This is a genomic window from Bacillus sp. HY001 (assembly GCF_007558965.1).
Lineage (GTDB): Bacteria > Bacillota > Bacilli > Bacillales > Bacillaceae_G > Bacillus_A > Bacillus_A mobilis.
The window spans coordinates 1-20,797 of the sequence record NZ_VLTE01000095.1; the positions used below are offsets into that span (position 1 = coordinate 1).

Consider the following 20,797-nt stretch of genomic DNA (forward strand, 5'->3'; position numbering starts at 1 on the left):
ATTAGTATAATAGAAGTTTTGTAATAAAAGAAAAAGAGAGGAGAATGCAAAATGAAAGAGCAAGTATTACAAGTAACAAAAGGTGACTTCGTAGGATCAGCAAGTGGAGCAGTAGTGTTAACGGCATTAATCGTATTTCTATCAAGCGTATTAGTATAATAGAAGTTTTGTAATAAAAGAAAAAGAGGGGAGAATACAAAATGAAAGAGCAAGTATTACAAGTAACAAAAGGTGACTTCGTAGGATCGGCAAGTGGAGCAGTAGTATTAACGGCATTAATCGTATTTCTATCAAGTGTATTAGTATAATAGAAGTTTTAAATTATACAAAATGAAAGGAGAATGAGGAATATGAACAGTGAACAAGTGTTACAAGTAACAAAAACAGATTTATTAGGATCATTAGGTGGAGCGGTGGTATTAACATCATTTATTCTATTCCTTGCAAATATATTAGTATGAGATATATAAATACAATTATTCAAAAAAAATAAAGACTCTAGCATATTAGTAAGTAGTTAATATGTTGGGGTCTTTTTTGTTTTCCTCTCATATATACCTTCAAGTATTAATATTCCCTCCTTTATGTAAAGAGAAAAAAGTCGAATTTTATATGTAAGAAAAAAAGAGGAATTTGACAGAAAAGATAGAAAATTTTAAAGGTCAGAATTTGTTAGCTTGCTAACTAATTTCTATTAATTGATGTTGGAAGCGTTTTCGGTTGGTTTTAAGTATGGACCATTTAATCTATTTACAGGGGGATGAGGATTTTATGAAACAAAAATCTATGGATACGCTAGCTGCACAAATGGAGGACTTTTTTCCGGTACGTGATGTAGATCATTTGGAATTTTACGTAGGAAATGCAAAGCAATCAAGTTATTACCTTGCGAGAGCATTTGGATTCAAAATTGTGGCTTACTCTGGATTAGAAACTGGTAACCGTGAAAAGGTATCTTATGTTCTTGTGCAAAAAAATATGCGTTTTGTTGTGTCTGGAGCTTTAAGTAGCGACAATCGTATCGCAGAATTTGTAAAGACACATGGTGATGGTGTAAAAGATGTAGCTTTACTTGTTGACGATGTTGATAAGGCATACTCGGAAGCAGTGAAACGTGGTGCTGTTGCGATTGCTCCACCTGTGGAATTAACAGACGAGAACGGTACACTGAAAAAAGCAGTTATTGGTACGTATGGTGATACAATTCACACGCTTGTAGAGCGTAAAAATTATAAAGGAACATTTATGCCGGGATTCCAGCAGGTGGAGTTTAATATTCCATTTGAAGAGTCAGGTTTAATTGCTGTAGACCACGTAGTTGGTAATGTTGAAAAAATGGAAGAGTGGGTTAGTTATTACGAGAACGTTATGGGCTTTAAACAAATGATTCATTTTGATGATGACGATATTAGTACAGAGTACTCGGCGTTAATGTCAAAAGTAATGACGAATGGAAGTCGTATTAAGTTCCCTATTAACGAGCCAGCAGATGGAAAGAGAAAGTCGCAAATTCAAGAGTATTTAGAGTTCTACAATGGAGCAGGGGTACAACATCTTGCTTTACTAACAAGCGATATCGTTAAAACAGTGGAAGCGCTGCGTGCAAATGGTGTGGAGTTTTTAGATACACCTGATACTTATTATGATGAATTGAGTGCACGAGTTGGAAAAATTGATGAGGAAATTGATAGATTAAAAGAATTAAAGATTTTAGTAGATCGTGATGAGGAAGGATACTTACTACAAATCTTTACGAAACCAATTGTAGATCGTCCAACTTTATTTATTGAAATCATTCAACGTAAAGGTTCTCGCGGATTTGGAGAAGGGAACTTTAAAGCATTATTCGAATCAATTGAAAGAGAACAGGAACGTCGCGGAAACTTATAAGATTTGTATCCACCAGCAAAAGTCTTTTTGTTGGTGGAAATTTCATTTTCATAGGGAGGAATCATGATGAAATTTGTTACATTTCGTCTTCCTTCGAAAGAAATGCGAGCTGGATGGCTTGAAGGTGACAAAGTAATTGATATGAACCTTGCTAGTGATGGGAAATTACCTTCTTCTATGTTCGCCTTTTTAGAGAAAGCGGATGAGTATGTAGAAGTATTGCGTAAGATTAAGAATCCGGAAAAGGGTGTATATTCCTTAAAGGACGTACAATTAGCGGCGGCAATTCCTAATCCGAGTAGTATTCGGGATTTTTACGCGTTTGAACAGCATGTAAAAACGGCCCGTGGCCGAAGAGGGCTAGATGTTGTACCTGAATGGTACGATATCCCGGTTTTTTATTTTACGAACCATCGTGCTGTAATTGATCCAGATGATTTTGTAATTGGTCCGAAGAAATCTAGAAAACTTGATTATGAGCTAGAGATTGCTTGCGTAATTGGGAAAGAAGGAAGGAATATTTCTCGTGAGCAAGCAGAAGAATACATTTTTGGTTATTGTATTATGAATGACTGGAGTGCAAGGGACTTACAAGCAACAGAAATGAAGGTAGGACTTGGTCCAGCAAAAGGAAAAGATTTTGCAACTTCATTAGGAGCGCACCTTGTTACGAAAGAGGAACTGGATGTGTATCGTAACGGTGACCGTTATGAATTAGAAATGACTGCTCATGTAAATGGAAAGCTATTATCAAAGGGGAACTCCCAAGATATTTACTATACATTTGCTGAAATGATTGAACGTGCTTCGGAAGACGTTACGTTATATCCAGGAGATGTGATTGGTTCTGGGACAGTAGGAACAGGGTGTATTTTAGAACTGGGTACGGAAGAGTGGCTACAAGATGGAGATGTTGTAGAACTTACGATTACTGGTTTAGGTACGTTACGTAATACGGTCAAAAAAGAAATGGAAGCAGGTGATGGGCATGTTTTATCGTCACATGGGGGAGCTACCTCATAAACGACATGTACAATTCCGTAAAAAGGATGGATCGCTTTATCGTGAACAGGTAATGGGAACGAAAGGTTTTTCTGGTACGCAGTCTATTTTGTATCATCATTATATGCCAACGGAAGTATCGCATTCGGCGGTATCACATTCCTGTCAGTTGCAGTATGAAGAAGATGTAGCTCTTGCTCATCGTCATTTTCGCACGAAAGAAAATAAAAAAACTGGCGATGCAGTAAGTGGAAGAAACTTCATGCTTGGGAATGAGGATTTATTAATTGGAGTAGTGACTCCAACAGAAAAAATGGACTATTTCTACCGTAATGGTGATGGCGATGAAATGTTATTTGTTCATTACGGAACAGGGAAAATTGAAACGATGTTTGGAACGATTCACTATCGAAAAGGTGATTATGTAACGATTCCAATTGGCACAATCTATCGTGTTATTCCAGATGAAGGAGAGACTAAGCTTCTTGTTGTAGAGGCAAATAGTCAAATTACAACGCCGCGTCGCTATCGTAATGAATACGGACAATTGTTAGAGCATAGTCCGTTTTGTGAGAGGGATATTCGTGGTCCTGAAAAATTAGAGACGCATGATGAAAAAGGTGAGTTTGTCGTAATGACAAAGTCGCGAGGGTATATGCATAAGCATGTTTTAGGGCACCATCCGTTAGATGTTGTTGGATGGGATGGCTATTTATATCCGTGGGTCTTTAATGTAGAGGACTTTGAACCAATCACAGGTCGTATTCATCAGCCACCTCCAGTACATCAAACGTTCGAAGGTCACAATTTTGTTATTTGCTCTTTCGTACCGCGTTTATATGACTATCATCCAGAATCTATTCCGGCACCATATTATCATAGTAACGTGAATAGTGATGAAGTACTGTACTATGTAGAAGGAAACTTTATGAGCCGGAAAGGTGTGGAAGAAGGTTCTATTACACTTCATCCGAGCGGAATTCCTCATGGGCCGCACCCTGGGAAAACAGAGGCGAGTATAGGGAAGAAAGAAACGCTTGAATTAGCTGTTATGATAGATACATTCCGTCCGCTTCGTATTGTAAAACAAGCACATGAGACGGAAGATGAAAAATATATGTATAGCTGGATTGAAGAAGGTTCACATACTGTGAAATAAGTAAAAAGAGGCATGCTCACTTAGTGGGCATGCCTCTTTTATGGAATCGACATGTATAATAATACCAAAAAAAGTTATAGAAAGATATATAGAAAGAAGGATAAGGATATTGTATGCTCTGAAAGGTTTCTACTTATTTCGACAAAAGTATTGACTGGGGAAAGTGCTATGAGTAAAATAAAAAAGCGAATTAAAAATTTTCAGAAAATTTAAAACTTGGAGGAGCATGCTATGAAGCAAATTTTTCAAAAGAAGCCTATTGCAAAGCTAATGCAAGAGAGTAAGCAAAAGACGTTAGCAAGAACATTGGGTGCATTGGATTTAACTATGCTTGGAATCGGGGCAATTGTTGGAACAGGTATTTTTGTTCTAACGGGCGTGGTGGCAGCAAAACATTCTGGACCAGCTATTATATTATCATTTGCGATAGCCGCGTTAGCCTGTGCCTTTGCTGCATTTTGTTATGCTGAATTCGCTTCTTCAGTTCCTGTCTCAGGCAGTGTGTATACGTACACATATGCGACGATGGGAGAGGTATTCGCATTTTTAATTGGATGGGACTTAATGCTTGAGTATTTACTCGCTACATCTGCTGTAGCAAACGGTTGGTCCGCTTATTTCCAATCTTTATTAAAGGGATTTGGGATACATATTCCTACCATTCTCTCCTCGGCCCCTGGTACAGGAAAGGGTGGAATAATTGATTTGCCTGCGGTTCTAATTATTTTAGTGATGACAGTTCTTTTGTCTAGAGGTGTTCGTGAAAGTGCACGAATAAATAATATTATGGTGTTTATTAAATTGGCGGTTGTTCTCATATTTATCTTTGCTGGTTTTAATTATGTAAAACCTGAAAATTGGACACCTTTTATGCCGTTTGGCTTAGATGGTGTAATGGCTGGAGCTGCTACAGTCTTTTTCGCATTCATAGGGTTTGATGCAGTTTCAACGGCAGCAGAAGAAGTGAAACGTCCACAACGTGATTTGCCAATTGGCATTATTGCATCTTTATTAATTTGTACGGTTCTTTATATTGTTGTTTCACTTATTTTGACAGGAATTGTTCCATATGGACAGTTAAATATATCAGATCCAGTTGCTTTTGCGCTTCAATTTATTGGACAAGATAGTTTAGCAGGAGTAATTTCAGTAGGAGCAATTACAGGAATTACAACAGTAATGTTAGTTATGATGTATGGGCAAGTGCGTGTTTCGTATGCAATGAGTAGAGATGGATTATTACCGAAGCGTCTTGCTAAAGTTCACCCGAAATTTAAAACACCGTTTTTAAATACGTGGACAACGGGAATTATTGCAGCACTTATTTCAGGATTAATAGATTTAAATGTGTTAGCGCATCTTGTAAATATGGGGACTTTATCAGCCTTTGCACTTGTAGCTGTTGCTGTTATTGTAATGAGAAGAACGCATCCTGAATTACCAAGAGCATTTAAGGCGCCGCTTGTACCATTTTTACCAGCGTTAACGGTGATTTTTTGTTTATACTTAATGCTTCAATTATCCGGAACGGCTTGGATTAGTTTTGGAGTATGGATGGTTATCGGTATTGCGGTTTACTTCTTATATAGCCGAAAACATAGTGCTTTAAATAGTAGTAAAGACGAAGATGATGCAGCAAATTTATAAGTAGAAAAATCCATCCTAATTCAGTTAGGGTGGATTTTTTGTTCTGAAAATTTACATTCTTCTGAAATTATTATAAGATGATTGTTGGCGAACTAAAGGGGTGGAATGATGAAAAATACGTGGCGTGAGTTAAGAGAGATGGACCGTAACGTATGGATACGGTTTATTGGTGAGACGTTAAATGGAATTGCAATGATGATGTTGATGCCTTTTTTTGCATTATATTTAAAAGATAAGGTAGATTCATTATTGCAGGTTGGAGTTATTATGGCGCTTTCTCCAATTGCTGCAAGCTTTGGATCAATTATAGGGGGAAGAATTGCTGATATATATGGAAGAAAGCCAATTATGATATTTTCGATGACGAGTAATGCGGTATTAATGCTCGGTTTTTTATTTATAGAAGGATTTATTCCTTACGCAATTTTATCTGTTTTTTTAGGATTAAGTAATTCGCTATTTCATCCAGCTGCATCAGCGATGGTTGCGGATGTAACAATTCCAGAAAAAAGAACAGAAGCATATGGATTATTGCGAATGGGGCACAATATAGGTGCTGCAATTGGCCCGATAATGGGCGCTTCAGTAGTTATGTTTTCAAAGAATCTTGTGTTTATTATTGCCTCGTCTACGATGTTATTTTATGCATTACTTGTATTCATTCTTATCCAAGAGACAATGCCAAAGAACGCGAATAAAGAAGAGAATAAAGAAAAGGAATCAGGGGCGGTTTGGAAAATAGTAATGAGAGATAAGACACTAATGATTTATTTATTAGCAGGTATCATTATTTCGATGGGGTTTTCTCAAACAGAAGGCATGTTGCCACTGCACTTTGATAACGAAATGAAGGGTATCTTTGGTACTAACAATCCATACCCGTATTTAATGGCTTTAAATGGACTATTAGTTGTGTTGTTCCAGTTTCCAATTTCAAAATGGGCCACAGATAAACCTGTCGGGAAGACGATGTTATATGGTGCATGTTTGTTCGGGATTGGTTTGTTTTTTATAGGGTGGTTGCCGAAGTGGTTTGGAGAATTTAATGCAAATGCTACGATTATTTTAATAACGTTGCTGTTTGTTTATGCCATATATACATTAGGTGAGATGATTATGTCGCCTGTACAGATGACGTTTGTAGCGAATTTGGCTCCTGAGCATTTGAGAGGGACTTATATGGGAGCTGCGAGTTTGCAGTGGATTACAGGAGGTGCACTCGGTCCGCTTTTGGGAGGTTTTTTATTAGATCAATTACTTGGCCACTTGCTATTTACAATTTTAGCTGTAGGATGTGTAGTTGCAGGTATTGTATATGTTTCTTTAGATCGTCTCGTTGAACAAAGGCAAAAAGGCACACTGACCAAACAATCTTCTTAATGAGTAGATGACATACACAAAAAGGGGATTTCTACATATTCTAGGTACATAACTAGATTGAGTTGTAATTATATATATGTATGAAGAAATTTAAGGGGAAAAAGTATAGAAAACCAATAAGGGGTGTCATTTATTTATTTGTGGAAGTTACATTTTATTTCAAATAGGAACTACCTATTTTTATAAAAAGTGCTAAAATAGAAAAATGAAAACAATTGGTTAGGGTGATTTCAGTGACAAAAATTAAATTAGGTTTATTATATGGTGGAAAATCAGCTGAGCATCAAGTTTCGCTACAAACGGCTCTTGCTGCTATTAAAGCATTAAATCAAGATAAATTCGAGATTCATCCGATTTATATTACAGAACAAGGTCAATGGGTGCGCGGTGAGCGTATTGAAGGTGAAGTGACAGATGTTGAAGTTCTAAAAATGAGCGGGGCAGAAAATGCGATTTCTCCGTTATCATTAAGCACAGAAATTATTCCATCAGCAACTTCTGAAGAGAATGCTATCGACGTTATTTTCCCATTATTACATGGACCAAATGGTGAAGATGGAACGGTTCAAGGATTATTAGAATTAATGAACATTCCTTATGTAGGAAATGGTGTTCTAGCATCTGCTGCTGGTATGGATAAAGTTGTTATGAAAAACATCTTTGCAGAAGCTGGATTAAAACAAGCAAAATATGCATCATTCATTCGTAGCACATGGGAAAAAGATTGTGAAACAGCATATGAAAAAGTAGAAGAAGTTTTAGGATATCCTTGCTTCGTAAAACCAGCAAACCTTGGTTCAAGTGTTGGTATTAATAAGTGTAAAAATCGTGAAGAACTTGAGAATGCATTTGAAGAGGCGTTCCAATTTGACCGCAAAATTATTGTAGAAGAAAATATTGTTGGACGTGAAGTAGAAGTTGGTGTATTAGGTAATGATGAGCCGAAATGTTCAGTTGTAGGTGAAATCGTACCGAAAAAAGACTTCTATGATTATAAGTCGAAATACATCGACGGTGATACAGCGTTAATTATTCCAGCTGAAATGACAGAAGAAGAGTCTAACGTTATTAAGCGAGACGCGATTATTGCATTCCAATCGTTAGATGGTGCTGGCTTAACAAGAGCTGATTTCTTCTTAACGAAAGATGGAGAAGTATATATTAACGAAGTGAATACGATGCCAGGATTTACGCCGTTTAGTATGTTTCCTCTATTATGGCAACATACTGGATTACCGTATCCGGAATTAATTGAAGAGCTAATCAATTTAGCAATTGAGCGTCACGAGGAAAAACAAAAAATTAAATATACAATCTAACAAAAAAGGAGGAAGCACTATTCGCAGGAATAGTGCTTCCTCTATGTAAGGAGTGTTTTCATGATAAATCGAACGTTAAAACAAGTAGAACAGATGGTAAATGGTACGGGATTAGCAGAGCAATATGAGGGAATTACTATACAAGGAGTGTCTATTGATACGAGAAAAATTGAAAAGGGAAACTTATATGTTCCAATTCAAGGTGAACGTTTCGATGGACATGCTTTTGTAGACAAAGCTGTTGAAAATGGAGCTGTGGCGACATTATGGATGAAAGATGTAGCAAATCCACCTGAGAATCTTCCAGTTATTTTTGTAGAAGATACGCTATCGGCATTACAAATGTTATCGAAAAATTATCGCGATCAATTGGATGTTAAGGTTATTGGTGTGACAGGTAGTAACGGTAAAACATCTACAAAAGATATTGTGACAAGTCTTCTTGCGACTAAATTCAAAGTTCAAAAAACAGAAGGAAACTTCAATAACCATATCGGGTTACCTCTTACTATTTTAAACTTAGAAGAAAATACAGAAGTAGCTGTATTAGAAATGGGTATGTCAAGCCGAGGGGAAATTGAATTCTTATCTAAGTTAGCACGTCCAAATGCAGCTATCATTACGAACATTGGTGAGGCACATTTAATGGACTTAGGCTCTCGTGAGGCGATTGCTGAAGCGAAATTAGAAATTGTGGCAGGATTACAAGAAGGTGGAGTATTCGTATATAACGGAGATGAGCCATTATTAACAAATCGTGTTCCTGAAATGAATTTAATGGCTGAAACAGTTACGTTTGGTGACGCTAGAGCAAATGATTACTATCCAACGACTGTAACATTACAGGCAACTGGGACGCACTTTAAAATGAATAGAGAAGAAAACATTTCATTCTACCTACCAGTATTAGGAAAACACAATGTGTACAATACGCTTGCTTCAATGGCGATTGCGAAACATTTCGGTGTAACGTGGGAAGAGATGAAAGAAGGTTTAGTTACACTTCAAATGACAGGCATGCGTATGGAGATTGTAAAAACAAATAGTGGTTTAACAATTATCAATGATGCTTATAATGCAAGTCCAACGGCTATGGAAGCAGCATTCCATTTAATGAATGGTTTAGATGGATTTGCTAAAAAAATTGTTGTGCTCGGCGATATGTTAGAGCTTGGAAATCAAGAAGTACAGTTTCATTATGAAGTAGGTAAATTAATCGATCCAGCAAAAATCTCATATGTGTTCACATATGGTAAATTAGGGGCTCAAATTGCTGAAGGAGCGAAAATTAATTTCCCTACTGAGCGTGTAAAAGCGTATGATAATAAAGAAGAGCTAGTGAAAGAGTTACAAGCAGTAGTTGATGTGAAAGATGTTGTATTAATAAAAGCATCTCGCGGTATGAAATTGGAAGAAGTAATTACGATGTTGAAATAATTGGTGTATATAAATAGGGATGATAGATGCGAAAATAGAAGAAACTTATAATAAGCGCTTACAGTAAATATAAAAAAATAAAAGTGAAGAAAAAAACTCTGAATATGAAAATAAGGTAACAGTTGGGTTTGCTTTTTACACATACAAAACTTATAATTGATAAAGTGTAATAACGTTTAGAAGTATTTTCGCGAAGAATATACGCCCGTTTATATACGTGAGCATTCAGGAAAAGGGCTTTTCCGCAAATTCGGAAAACGCCTTTTTTTAAATGATAAGTATAGGATAGAAAAGGAGAAGTAACATTGACAACATTTCGAGAATTAGGATTAAGTGAGTCTTTACTGCAATCTGTTGAAAGCATGGGCTTTGAAGAGGCTACGCCGATTCAAGCTGAAACAATTCCACATGCATTGCAAGGTAAAGATATTATTGGGCAAGCACAAACAGGTACAGGGAAAACAGCAGCATTCGGATTACCACTATTAGATAAAGTGGATACAAATAAAGAAGCAGTTCAAGGTATTGTTATCGCGCCAACGCGTGAATTAGCAATTCAAGTTGGAGAAGAGCTATACAAAATTGGTAAACATAAACGCGTTCGTATTTTACCGATTTATGGTGGTCAAGATATTAACCGCCAAATTCGTGCTCTAAAAAAACACCCACACATTATTGTTGGTACGCCGGGTCGTATTTTAGATCATATTAACCGTAAAACACTTCGCTTACAAAACGTAGAGACTGTTGTTCTTGACGAAGCGGATGAAATGTTAAACATGGGCTTCATTGAAGATATTGAAGCGATTTTAACAGATGTGCCAGAAACACATCAAACATTATTATTCTCAGCGACAATGCCAGATCCAATCCGTCGTATTGCTGAGCGTTTCATGACTGAGCCTCAACACATTAAAGTAAAAGCAAAAGAAGTAACAATGCCAAACATTCAGCAGTTCTATTTAGAAGTGCAAGAAAAGAAAAAGTTTGACGTGTTAACACGCTTACTAGATATTCAATCTCCAGAGCTTGCAATCGTATTCGGTCGTACAAAGCGTCGTGTGGATGAATTATCAGAAGCGTTAAATTTACGTGGTTATGCAGCAGAAGGTATTCACGGTGACTTAACACAAGCGAAGCGTATGTCTGTATTACGTAAATTTAAAGAAGGTGCTATTGAAGTTCTTGTTGCAACAGACGTTGCTGCACGTGGTCTTGATATTTCAGGCGTAACACATGTATATAACTTCGATATCCCACAAGATCCAGAATCATACGTTCACCGTATCGGTCGTACTGGCCGTGCAGGTAAAAAAGGTATTGCAATGCTATTTGTAACACCACGTGAATCAGGACAATTAAAAAATATCGAGCGCACAACAAAACGTAAAGTTGATCGTATGGAAGCACCGACACTTGACGAGGCATTAGAAGGTCAACAACGTTTAATCGCTGAAAAACTTCAAAGCACAATTCAAAATGAGAATTTATCATACTACAAGCGTATTGCAGAAGAAATGTTAGAAGAGAACGACTCTGTAACAGTAGTAGCTGCTGCTTTAAAAATGATGACAAAAGAACCAGATACAACTCCAATCGCTTTAACATCAGAACCACCAGTTGTTTCAAGAGGTGGCGGTTCTAAAAAACGCGGCGGTAACGGAGGCGGATACCGTGATGGTAACCGTAATCGTAGTCGTGACGGACGCGGCGGTGGCGATGGTCGTAACCGTGATCGCAATCGTGATGGACGCGGTGGTGGCGATGGCCGTAACCGTGATCGCAATCGTGATGCTGGTAACCGTGATCGTAATCGTGATGGCGGTAGCCGTGGTCGTAAAGGTGAAGGTCAAGGTCGTCCTGGATCTTCAAATGGACGTGGCGAAAGAAAACATCATAGCCGTCCACAAGCTTAATACAAAAGAGAATGCCCTTTGCTGGCATTCTCTTTTTTTATTTCTGTAATTGTACATACTACATAATAACTTGTGTAGAAAAGAGGTGCTACATGCTTGTAAGACTTGGGTATGTTGCGATGAGTGTACATGTAAAGAACGCATCTCCATCTCAAACGATGACATATGCGCAGTTTCAACGAATTGATGATCGAGAGGCTGCAATTCGTAAACTCGAAAGAATTGCTAATTCAAATTTAGAAAATTGTTTACGGTTATTAAAGCATAATAAAGGACATGATATATCTTTCTTTCGGCTTAGTTCCAAGCTCGTTCCTTTAGCGAACCATGAGGAGTTGTTAGAGTGGAACTATATTCGCCCCTTAAAAGAAAATTTAAAAGTGCTAGGTGATTACGCTATTCGAATGAATATGCGTATTGATTTCCATCCAGATCATTTTGTTGTGCTGAATTCACCTGAGAAAAATATTTTTAAGCAATCTGTAAAAACATTGCAGATGCATAAAAAATTATTAAAAGGTATGGGAATTGAACATAAGCAACGATGCGTATTACATGTAGGTGGAGGTTATAACGATAAGGAGCTCGCATTAGAACGCTTTATAGAAAATTGGTCAAGTGTTCCAAGAGGTATCCAAGAGATGGTCATATTAGAAAATGATGATACGACCTTTTCTTTAGAAGAAACATTGTATTTAGGTGAAAAGTTAGATATTCCAGTCGTGTTTGATTTGCATCACCATATGATGAATCATGATCGAGAAGATTGGCATGAAGATTGGGCGCGTGTTGTACATACGTGGGAGTCGTCTTTGTTACCAGTGAAAATGCACATTTCTAGTCCTAGAGAAGGAAAAGACCCGAGAGCACATGCGGACTTTATTGACGTAGATACTTTTTTATCTTTTTTAAAAAAGATAAAGGGAAGTGTTCCGCAAGTTGATTGTATGATTGAGGCGAAGAAGAAGGATGAGTCTTTATTTCAATTAATGAGAGATTTAAGTAAACAAACAGAGGTAGAAATTGTCGATGGTGCGAGCTTTTATATTAAATAAGCTCTGCACCATCGAATTTTTTTGCTAATAAAGGAGTGCAAATACCACCAATGATCAATCCTGTCAAATGACTTATAGGGTTAGCGGAGGGATTGAAGAAAGTGAATAGTAGTAATATACATATCATGATTGAAAAAATAGCAATATCTCTTGGATTGGAAGAACGATATCGACTATACAATAGAAATAATTGTGCTCCTAGCAATCCAAAAATACCACCAGATGCCCCGGCATGAATATATTCAAGAGGCATAATAAGATAAGAAGAAATATTTCCAAGAATGCCAGAAAGGAAAAAAATAATGATGAAAGAAAAGTGCCCTAGTTGTTTTTCAATAGAAGAGCCGAGTACAAATAAACAAATACTATTAGAAAGGAAATGTTGTAAGTCTACATGTACAAGTAAGGAAGTTATGAGACGCCACCATTCTCCTTTAGCGATATATTCATTGTAGGATGACATGGGAAAGAGAAAAAAGTCGCCTAGCATAATCATGACTAATTGTATGAGAAGTAAAGCGATGACGATTGGTTGTAAGGGAATGCGGGCAGAAGGTATTAGCATGTTGTTAGTATCACTCCTTTTGCATCAGAAAGATTCTCTGTTATTCTTACAATATGAAAAAAGAAAGCTAAATAGAAGAAGGGGATTTTGAAATGATTGTAGGGATTGGAATCGATATTATTGAATTGAATCGAATTGAAAAAATGCTAGATGGAAAACTTAAATTTATGGAACGTATTTTAACTGAAAGTGAACGTAATGTTGCTAAGGAACTGAAGGGAAGTCGTCTTACAGAGTTTGTTGCTGGAAGATTTGCAGCGAAAGAGGCGTATTCAAAAGCGGTAGGGACTGGTATTGGGAAAGAAGTAAGTTTTTTAGATATTGAAGTAAGAAATGATGATAGAGGTAAGCCGATTCTCGTTACAAGTACAGAGCATATTGTTCATTTATCAATTAGTCATAGTAGGGAATTTGCTGTTGCTCAAGTTGTTTTAGAAAGCTCGTCACGCTAGTCTGCATATTTTATATCTTTGTCTCATATATTTGATGTAGCGATAAGGAAGGCATATCTTCCATTCATTTATAGGGGCAAAGGGGCTGAAGTGATGAAAAGGCGTCTGTTTTTAGTTCTTGTCGGTTTATTAACCGTTTTTGTGTTAGCGGGTTGTATGGAAAAGAAACAAGATGATGTTGTGAGAGATTTAGAGGCGAAAGTAAAAGGGATGAAAAGTTATCAAGCTGAAGCAAAACTATCTATTAAAACAGGGAATGAGCCTCAGGAGTATAAGGTAGAAATATGGCATAAGGAACCTTCTTTTTATCGTGTGAATTTGCAGAATGCGAAGAAAGATCAAAGCCAAATTATTTTAAGGAATGAAGAAGGGGTATTTGTATTAACGCCAGCGCTTAATAAGAGTTTCCGTTTCCAAAGTGATTGGCCACAAAATAGTAGCCAGGCTTATTTATATGAATCCCTTGTGAGAGATATTTTGCAGGATAAGAAAAACCTTACTTTTGAAAAAACAGATAAGTATTATATTTTTAAAACGAAAACAAACTATCAACATCAAAACATGTTACCGAAACAAGAGATTACATTGAAGAAAAGTGATTTAACACCAGTTTCGGTGAAGTTAATGGATAATGATCAAAATGTTCTTGTGAAAGTAGATTTCTCAAAAGTGAAATTTGATGCGAAATTTGATAAAGGTGCATTTGATACGAAACAAAATATGTCTAGAGCGCAAGTAGATGTTCCAACAACAGCGAAAGAAGACAAACCATTTGCAATTTTGTATCCGCGTGATACGCCGCAAGGTATGGTTTTGAAAGATGAAAAAGAGTTGAAGACAGACAGTGGCAAGCGTGCGATACTCACATACACTGGAAGTAAGAAATCCTTTACTTTGATACAAGAAAAGGCAAAAGTTGCAGAGGCTTCGTCAGCGATAAGTGTGAGCGGAGAATTGGTTGATCTTGGCTTTACAATTGGGGCATTGACGAAAGATTCTTTAACGTGGTCGCATAACGGAGTAGAATATATGCTCGTGTCTAAAGGTTTAGAGCCGAAGGAGCTATTAATGGTTGCTCGTTCAGTTACAGAGAAGCAAGTGAAGTAAACTTCTTAGACGTGGTGATATATGTGCACCACGTCTTTTCTTAGTTTGAAGGGTGGATTTCATAAAAGAAGCATATAAAAGAATAAGCTTCGCATATCGTGTATAAGGAAGTGTATTTATGGAAGAAGCACCATTTTACCGTGACACTTGGGTGGAAGTGGATTTAGATGCGATCTATAACAATATTACACATATTAAAAATTTCATTCCAAGTGATGTAGAGATTTTTGCTGTAGTTAAAGCGAATGCATATGGACACGATTATGTACCGGTAGCTAAAACGGCATTAGAAGCAGGGGCGACAAGGTTAGCGGTTGCCTTTTTAGATGAAGCTTTAGTGCTTCGAAGGGCTGGTATTACCGTGCCGATTTTAGTGTTAGGTCCTTCCCCACCTCGTGATGTCAATGTAGCTGCTGAAAATGATGTAGCGTTAACTGTTTTTCAAAAAGAATGGGTGGATGAAGCGATCAAACTTTGGGATGGTTCATCTACAATGAAATACCATATTAATTTCGATAGTGGCATGGGGAGAATTGGAATACGCGAACGCAAAGAATTAAAAGGATTTTTAAAGAGTTTAGAAGGTGCACCATTTTTAGAATTAGAAGGAGTTTATACGCATTTTGCAACAGCGGATGAGGTGGAGACTTCTTACTTTGATAAGCAATATAACACATTTTTGCAGCAGTTAAGTTGGTTGAAAGAATTCGGAGTAGATCCTAAGTTTGTCCATACAGCTAATAGTGCTGCAACGCTACGTTTTCAAGGGATTACATTTAATGCAGTACGAATTGGCATTGCGATGTATGGGTTATCCCCATCTGTAGAAATACGCCCTTTTTTACCGTTTAAATTAGAGCCAGCGCTATCATTGCATACGAAAGTTGCTCATATTAAACAAGTGATTAAAGGGGATGGAATTAGTTATAACGTCACTTATCGAACGAAAACGGAAGAATGGATTGCAACCGTTGCAATTGGATATGCGGATGGATGGCTTAGAAGGTTACAAGGATTTGAAGTGCTTATAAATGGTAAAAGGGTACCGATTGTAGGTCGAGTAACAATGGATCAATTCATGATACATCTTCCTTGTGAAGTGCCGCTTGGTACGAAAGTTACACTCATTGGAAGACAAGGTGATGAGTATATTAGTGCTGCTGAGGTTGCTGAATACTCCGGGACCATTAATTATGAGGTTATTGCAACGATAAGTTTCCGTGTGCCGAGAATATTTATACGGCATGGTAAGGTTGTAGAGGTAATTAATTATTTGAATAATATATAGAAGGTAGTATGTTTTGCTTCTTGTCATTTGAGAGGACTGTTCATTGGTTAAGAATAAGCTCGTTTTTGATGAGAAGCTTTGTACTTATAGTTACTTTTAACATAATTTAACGTGAATTTTGCGGAGAAACTCTTTCGCTTCTTGTTTGTAATGAGATAAAAAATAAAAGAATATGAATGTTTTGTTTGTGAATTGGAAAACATAAGCAAGGAATAAGGAAGTCTTTGCAACAGGCTCCATACAATGGTATTATTACAATAGGTGTCATATATATATTTGGGTGTGTAGTTGACGGTGGAGGTGTATTTTTGTGTCCGAATCAAGTGTAACTACTGAAATCGTGGTTCGGTTGCCAAAGCAAATGGTAACGGAATTGGACGGAATTGGAAAACAAGAGAATAAGAATCGCCATGAACTAATTTGCCAGGCAACACAACTGTTATTGCGTCAACATAAGACGAAGAAACGCTACCAACATGAATCAATGCGACGTGGGTACATTGAAATGGGAAAAATTAATCTTGGTATTGCATCTGAAGCTTTCTTAGCAGAGTATGAAGCAGCTCATACAGTAGAACGCTTAGTTAGCGGGGGGTAATATTTTGATTGTAAAACGCGGCGACGTGTATTTTGCAGACCTTTCCCCAGTTGTTGGTTCTGAGCAAGGAGGCGTTCGTCCGGTTCTTGTCATTCAAAATGACATCGGAAATCGTTTTAGTCCAACGGTGATTGTAGCGGCTATTACTGCACAGATTCAAAAAGCTAAATTACCCACTCATGTGGAAATTGATGCGAAAAAGTACGGTTTTGAGAGAGATTCTGTTATTTTACTTGAGCAGATTCGAACAATCGATAAGCAGCGCTTAACGGACAAAATCACTCACTTAGATGAAGTGATGATGATTCGTGTAGATGAAGCGCTACAAATTAGTTTAGGACTAATAGATTTTTAAATCGGCAGTTTAAGTTGCTCTCTTTACAGGGCAACTTTTTTTTATTATAGAGGAGGTTACGGTTGTATATGGAAATGGTAGATAATCGACAAGCGTTAATGAAAATGTTAGTGAAGGAATTAGGCTTTACCGAAAAGCAAGTTCGTCATGTTATTCAATTAACAGAAGAAGGTAACACAGTTCCATTTATTGCTCGTTACCGAAAAGAATGGACAGGCTCTTTAGATGAAGTGCAAATTCGTGCAATTTTAGAGAGATGGCAATATATGATGCAGCTTGAAGATAGGAAAGAAGAGGTTCTTCGTCTTATTGATGAGAAGGGGAAACTGACAGAAGAGTTACGTCAGCAAATTGTTAAGGCTGTAAAGTTGCAAGAAGTAGAAGATTTATATCGTCCATATAAAGAGAAAAGAAGAACGAAAGCAACGATTGCGAAAGAAAAAGGACTAGAGCCGTTAGCTGAATGGTTATTGTTATATAAGAAAGAAGATCCAAATCAGAAGGCAGTGGAGTTTATTAACACAGAGAAAGAAGTACAGTCTGCAGAAGAGGCATTGCAAGGTGCCCAAGACATTATTGCAGAAATCGTTTCAGATGAAGCGGCGTATCGTAGTTGGATTCGAAATCTTACTTTTAGAAAAGGTGTTATGTCTTCGTCTGTAAAAGATGAAGAGAAAGATGAAAAGAATATATATGAAATGTATTACAGTTATGAAGAACCGTTGCAGAAGGTAGTACCGCATCGTGTATTAGCGATGAATCGCGGTGAGAAAGAAGATATATTGAGAGTTTCTGTTGTTCCACCAGTAGATGAGATAGTAGCTTTCTTATATAAGAAAGTAATTCGTGATAACGATTCTAAAAGTGCACATTATGTAAAGTTGGCGATTGAGGATGGTTATAAACGATTAATTCAATCCTCTATTGAAAGAGAGCTTCGAAAAGAATTAACAGAAACAGCTGAGGAACAAGCGATACATATTTTCTCTGAGAACTTACGTAATTTGTTATTACAACCTCCAATGAAAGGGAAGGTTGTGTTGGCTGTAGACCCTGCATATAGAACGGGTTGTAAATTATCTATTGTAGACGATACGGGGAAAGTTCTATATATTGATGTTATTTATCCGCATCCACCAGTGCGTAAATATGAAGATGCAAAAACGAAAGTTCTTTCTATTATAGATAAATATCAAGTTGAAGTGATTGCGATTGGGAATGGTACAGCTTCTAGAGAATCAGAAGAATTTATAGTTGATGTATTACAAAATGTGAAACAAGAAGTCTTTTATATTATTGTGAACGAGGCTGGTGCGAGTGTGTATTCGGCTTCTGATTTAGCACGTGAGGAATTCCCGGATTTACAGGTTGAAGAAAGAAGTGCGGTTTCTATCGGCAGACGTCTGCAAGATCCACTTGCTGAACTTGTAAAGATTGACCCTAAATCGGTTGGGGTTGGACAATATCAACATGATGTATCGCAAAAGAGGTTGAATGAATCATTAACGTTTGTAGTAGAGACGGCAGTTAACCAAGTCGGTGTGAATGTAAATACAGCTTCAGTTGCTTTATTACAATATGTTTCGGGTTTATCGAAAACTGTTGCGAAAAATATTGTGGCAAAGCGTGAAGAAGAAGGGAAATTTACAAAACGAACAGACTTAAAGAAAATACCGCGTCTAGGTGCGAAGACATATGAACAATGTATAGGTTTCTTACGTATATTAGAAGGAGCAAATCCGTTAGATCGAACGGGTATTCATCCAGAACAATATAAAAATGTTGAATTGTTATTGAAGAGTCTAGGGTTATCAAAAGATGATGTAGGGCAGCCACAGTTGCAAAAGAGCTTAGAAGAAGTGGAGATTTCTAAGTTATCGGAAGAAACGGGAGTTGGAGAACCGACGTTAGTTGATATTATAGATGCACTCATTAGTCCAGAGCGAGACATGAGGGATGAGTTGCCTAAACCACTTCTGAAAAAAGGGATTTTGAAATTAGAAGATTTAAAGCGTGGTATGGAACTGGAAGGAACAGTTCGTAACGTTGTTGATTTTGGTGCTTTTGTTGATGTAGGTGTAAAACAAGATGGTTTAGTACATATTTCTAAACTGAGCAAACAGTATGTGAAGCACCCGTTAGATATTGTATCTGTCGGACAAATCGTCAAAGTATGGGTAGATGATATTGATACGAAAAAAGGTCGCGTTGCACTATCTATGTTGCCGATTGAATAGTAAGAGAAGAGAGCAGATGAAACTGCTCTTTTTTTATGGGATAAAATGTGTAATGGATTATGAGCTTTGATGTATTTTGCTATAATAAAACCAGCATTCATTTAGTAATTTAATTTGATACCGGTTTTTTTCGAGATATGCGCGTTGCATTTGTTTTTTTAGCCACGTAGGCATAGGAATCCCTCCTTGTTTAATCCTACTCTCAAAAATCTAAGGTACTATTGATGAGAGGTTGGTGAGTGGATTTCTATTTATGCTATGTTTTTAGAAACCACGCTTCTTGAATGAGGATGGGTATATGTACTATTTAATATATGTATAAGGGAGGAGAAAAGTGTAAAAATATTTTTTAGTTTAGGAGGAATGAGAGTGGATGAGCAAGAAATACAGCGTCTGGTGGAGGAAGTATCACTACAATACTTCGGAATGCCATTTTCACATAAAGCTATGTTTAATAGTAGGTTGCGTACAACTGGTGGACGTTATCTGTTGAATACAAACAATATTGAACTGAATTATCGATATTACAAAATGTATGGGAAAGAAGAGTTAGTCGGAATCATTAAACATGAGCTTTGTCATTATCACTTACATATTACGGGAAGGGGCTATAAGCACCGGGATAGAGATTTTCGTGAACTGTTAAAAGAAGTTGATGCGCCACGCTTCTGTAAACGAATAATTAATGAAGAGAAAGAAAAAAAGGTTTATACGTATGAATGTATGGGCTGTTTGCTTCAATATGTAAGAAGACGTCAAATAAATACAAAAAGATATGTCTGCGGAAAGTGTAAAGGGAAACTGAAGCTGATAAAGAAAACATCTTGACAGTGAAAACGCAATCCAGTATATTATAAACATGTCACGTGTGTACAAGATGCTGTGAAAAAACATCTTGACTTACGATGAGAAATTTTATAAGATACAAATTGTCTTTATTATTCCGCAGTAGCTCAGTGGTAGAGCTATCGGCTGTTAACCGATCGGTCGTAGGTTCGAGTCCTACCTGCGGAGCCATACAGAGAAGTACCCAAGTGGCTCAAGGGGCTCCCCTGCTAAGGGAGTAGATCGCTAACGCGGTGCGAGGGTTCGAATCCCTTCTTCTCTGCCATATATACTGGCCCGTTGGTCAAGTGGTTAAGACACCGCCCTTTCACGGCGGTAACACGGGTTCGAATCCCGTACGGGTCACCACTTCGGAGGATTAGCTCAGCTGGGAGAGCACCTGCCTTACAAGCAGGGGGTCGGCGGTTCGATCCCGTCATCCTCCACCATATAAATTATATAAGTAGTATCATCGCGGGGTGGAGCAGCACGGTAGCTCGTCGGGCTCATAACCCGAAGGTCGCAGGTTCAAATCCTGTCCCCGCAACCAAATGGTCCCGTGGTG

The 20,797-nt window shown here is 37.4% G+C and carries 21 protein-coding genes and 5 tRNA genes; 24 read left to right on the forward strand and 2 right to left on the reverse strand.

The genetic code is table 11. From position 1 onward, the window contains the following. The first annotated feature begins 51 nt into the window (after positions 1-51). The 12 genes from FOT98_RS27500 (at position 52) to uvsE (ending at position 12,805) form a co-directional block, all read left to right on the forward strand. The gene (locus tag FOT98_RS27500; RefSeq protein ID WP_000664237.1) at positions 52-159 is read left to right on the forward strand and encodes a DUF3948 family protein; all 108 of its coding nucleotides are present in this window, start codon (positions 52-54) and stop codon (positions 157-159) included. Between the two features lie 41 nt (positions 160-200). Continuing rightward, positions 201-308: a DUF3948 family protein gene (locus FOT98_RS27505; protein ID WP_000664237.1), complete on the forward strand. Its 108-nt coding sequence runs from the start codon at positions 201-203 to the stop codon at positions 306-308. A 42-nt stretch (positions 309-350) separates the two neighbouring features. Next, positions 351-461 (forward strand): DUF3948 family protein, encoded by a 111-nt coding sequence (locus FOT98_RS27510; protein ID WP_001083699.1) that lies wholly within the window; start codon positions 351-353, stop codon positions 459-461. A 310-nt stretch (positions 462-771) separates the two neighbouring features. Then, positions 772-1,890, forward strand: a complete 1,119-nt coding sequence (gene hppD, locus FOT98_RS27515; RefSeq protein ID WP_061680014.1) for a 4-hydroxyphenylpyruvate dioxygenase — start codon at positions 772-774, stop codon at positions 1,888-1,890. Between the two features lie 66 nt (positions 1,891-1,956). Continuing rightward, complete coding sequence (locus tag FOT98_RS27520) at positions 1,957-2,913, forward strand: fumarylacetoacetate hydrolase family protein (RefSeq protein WP_063259408.1); 957 nt, start codon at positions 1,957-1,959, stop codon at positions 2,911-2,913. Then, entirely contained in the window at positions 2,879-4,051 is a 1,173-nt protein-coding gene (locus FOT98_RS27525; protein ID WP_061680012.1) for a homogentisate 1,2-dioxygenase, read from the forward strand. Before FOT98_RS27520 ends, FOT98_RS27525 begins: the two co-directional genes overlap by 35 nt. 231 nt (positions 4,052-4,282) lie before the next feature. Further along, positions 4,283-5,698: a branched-chain amino acid transporter BcaP gene (gene bcaP, locus FOT98_RS27530; RefSeq protein WP_063259409.1), complete on the forward strand. Its 1,416-nt coding sequence runs from the start codon at positions 4,283-4,285 to the stop codon at positions 5,696-5,698. A 108-nt stretch (positions 5,699-5,806) separates the two neighbouring features. Further along, on the forward strand, positions 5,807-7,078 hold the full coding sequence (locus tag FOT98_RS27535; protein WP_063259410.1) for an MDR family MFS transporter: 1,272 nt from the start codon (positions 5,807-5,809) through the stop codon (positions 7,076-7,078). Positions 7,079-7,311: 233 nt separating this feature from the next. Beyond that, positions 7,312-8,397: a D-alanine--D-alanine ligase gene (locus FOT98_RS27540; protein ID WP_063259411.1), complete on the forward strand. Its 1,086-nt coding sequence runs from the start codon at positions 7,312-7,314 to the stop codon at positions 8,395-8,397. Between the two features lie 60 nt (positions 8,398-8,457). After that, complete coding sequence (gene murF / locus FOT98_RS27545; RefSeq protein ID WP_061680009.1) at positions 8,458-9,834, forward strand: UDP-N-acetylmuramoyl-tripeptide--D-alanyl-D-alanine ligase; 1,377 nt, start codon at positions 8,458-8,460, stop codon at positions 9,832-9,834. A 305-nt stretch (positions 9,835-10,139) separates the two neighbouring features. Then, the gene (cshA, locus tag FOT98_RS27550; RefSeq protein ID WP_061680008.1) at positions 10,140-11,750 is read left to right on the forward strand and encodes a degradosome RNA helicase CshA; all 1,611 of its coding nucleotides are present in this window, start codon (positions 10,140-10,142) and stop codon (positions 11,748-11,750) included. 92 nt (positions 11,751-11,842) lie between these two features. Next, on the forward strand, positions 11,843-12,805 hold the full coding sequence (uvsE, locus tag FOT98_RS27555) for a UV DNA damage repair endonuclease UvsE (protein WP_063259412.1): 963 nt from the start codon (positions 11,843-11,845) through the stop codon (positions 12,803-12,805). Here the strand turns inward: uvsE and FOT98_RS27560 are convergent. After that, on the reverse strand, positions 12,798-13,370 hold the full coding sequence (locus tag FOT98_RS27560) for a rhomboid family intramembrane serine protease (protein ID WP_063259413.1): 573 nt from the start codon (positions 13,368-13,370) through the stop codon (positions 12,798-12,800). The two genes, uvsE and FOT98_RS27560, sit on opposite strands and share 8 nt — an antisense overlap. Positions 13,371-13,462: 92 nt before the next feature. On the opposite strand from FOT98_RS27560, the gene acpS reads away from it, so the two are divergent. The 6 genes from acpS to FOT98_RS27590 all read left to right on the forward strand — a co-directional run bounded on the left by acpS (position 13,463) and on the right by FOT98_RS27590 (position 19,407). Continuing rightward, a complete protein-coding gene (gene acpS, locus FOT98_RS27565; protein WP_063259414.1) occupies positions 13,463-13,822 on the forward strand; it encodes a holo-ACP synthase in 360 nt (119 codons plus the stop codon). Positions 13,823-13,978: 156 nt separating this feature from the next. Then, positions 13,979-14,929, forward strand: a complete 951-nt coding sequence (locus FOT98_RS27570) for a LolA family protein (protein WP_033656280.1) — start codon at positions 13,979-13,981, stop codon at positions 14,927-14,929. A gap of 118 nt (positions 14,930-15,047) precedes the next feature. Further along, positions 15,048-16,217 carry an alanine racemase gene (gene alr, locus FOT98_RS27575; RefSeq protein WP_061680004.1) on the forward strand — a complete coding sequence of 390 codons (1,170 nt, stop codon included), beginning with the start codon at positions 15,048-15,050 and terminating at the stop codon, positions 16,215-16,217. Between the two features lie 310 nt (positions 16,218-16,527). Continuing rightward, the gene (locus tag FOT98_RS27580; RefSeq protein WP_000004570.1) at positions 16,528-16,815 is read left to right on the forward strand and encodes an antitoxin EndoAI; all 288 of its coding nucleotides are present in this window, start codon (positions 16,528-16,530) and stop codon (positions 16,813-16,815) included. 4 nt (positions 16,816-16,819) lie between these two features. Then, positions 16,820-17,170 (forward strand): type II toxin-antitoxin system endoribonuclease NdoA, encoded by a 351-nt coding sequence (gene ndoA / locus FOT98_RS27585; protein WP_000635963.1) that lies wholly within the window; start codon positions 16,820-16,822, stop codon positions 17,168-17,170. A 68-nt stretch (positions 17,171-17,238) separates the two neighbouring features. Beyond that, complete coding sequence (locus tag FOT98_RS27590) at positions 17,239-19,407, forward strand: Tex family protein (protein WP_063259415.1); 2,169 nt, start codon at positions 17,239-17,241, stop codon at positions 19,405-19,407. Between the two features lie 57 nt (positions 19,408-19,464). On the opposite strand, the gene cmpA is transcribed toward FOT98_RS27590, so the two are convergent. Then, positions 19,465-19,581, reverse strand: a complete 117-nt coding sequence (cmpA, locus tag FOT98_RS27595) for a cortex morphogenetic protein CmpA (protein ID WP_080467423.1) — start codon at positions 19,579-19,581, stop codon at positions 19,465-19,467. A gap of 195 nt (positions 19,582-19,776) precedes the next feature. On the opposite strand from cmpA, the gene FOT98_RS27600 reads away from it, so the two are divergent. The 6 genes from FOT98_RS27600 (at position 19,777) to FOT98_RS27625 (ending at position 20,782) form a co-directional block, all read left to right on the forward strand. Further along, positions 19,777-20,235, forward strand: a complete 459-nt coding sequence (locus FOT98_RS27600) for a SprT family protein (RefSeq protein ID WP_063259416.1) — start codon at positions 19,777-19,779, stop codon at positions 20,233-20,235. Positions 20,236-20,349: 114 nt separating this feature from the next. Beyond that, a tRNA-Asn gene (locus tag FOT98_RS27605) sits at positions 20,350-20,424 on the forward strand. Between the two features lie 3 nt (positions 20,425-20,427). After that, positions 20,428-20,518 (forward strand) — tRNA-Ser (locus tag FOT98_RS27610). A gap of 8 nt (positions 20,519-20,526) precedes the next feature. Continuing rightward, a tRNA-Glu gene (locus FOT98_RS27615) sits at positions 20,527-20,601 on the forward strand. A gap of 4 nt (positions 20,602-20,605) precedes the next feature. After that, positions 20,606-20,681, forward strand: a tRNA-Val gene (locus FOT98_RS27620). Between the two features lie 24 nt (positions 20,682-20,705). Then, positions 20,706-20,782: transfer RNA gene (locus tag FOT98_RS27625), tRNA-Met, on the forward strand. The last annotated feature ends 15 nt before the right edge of the window (positions 20,783-20,797 follow it).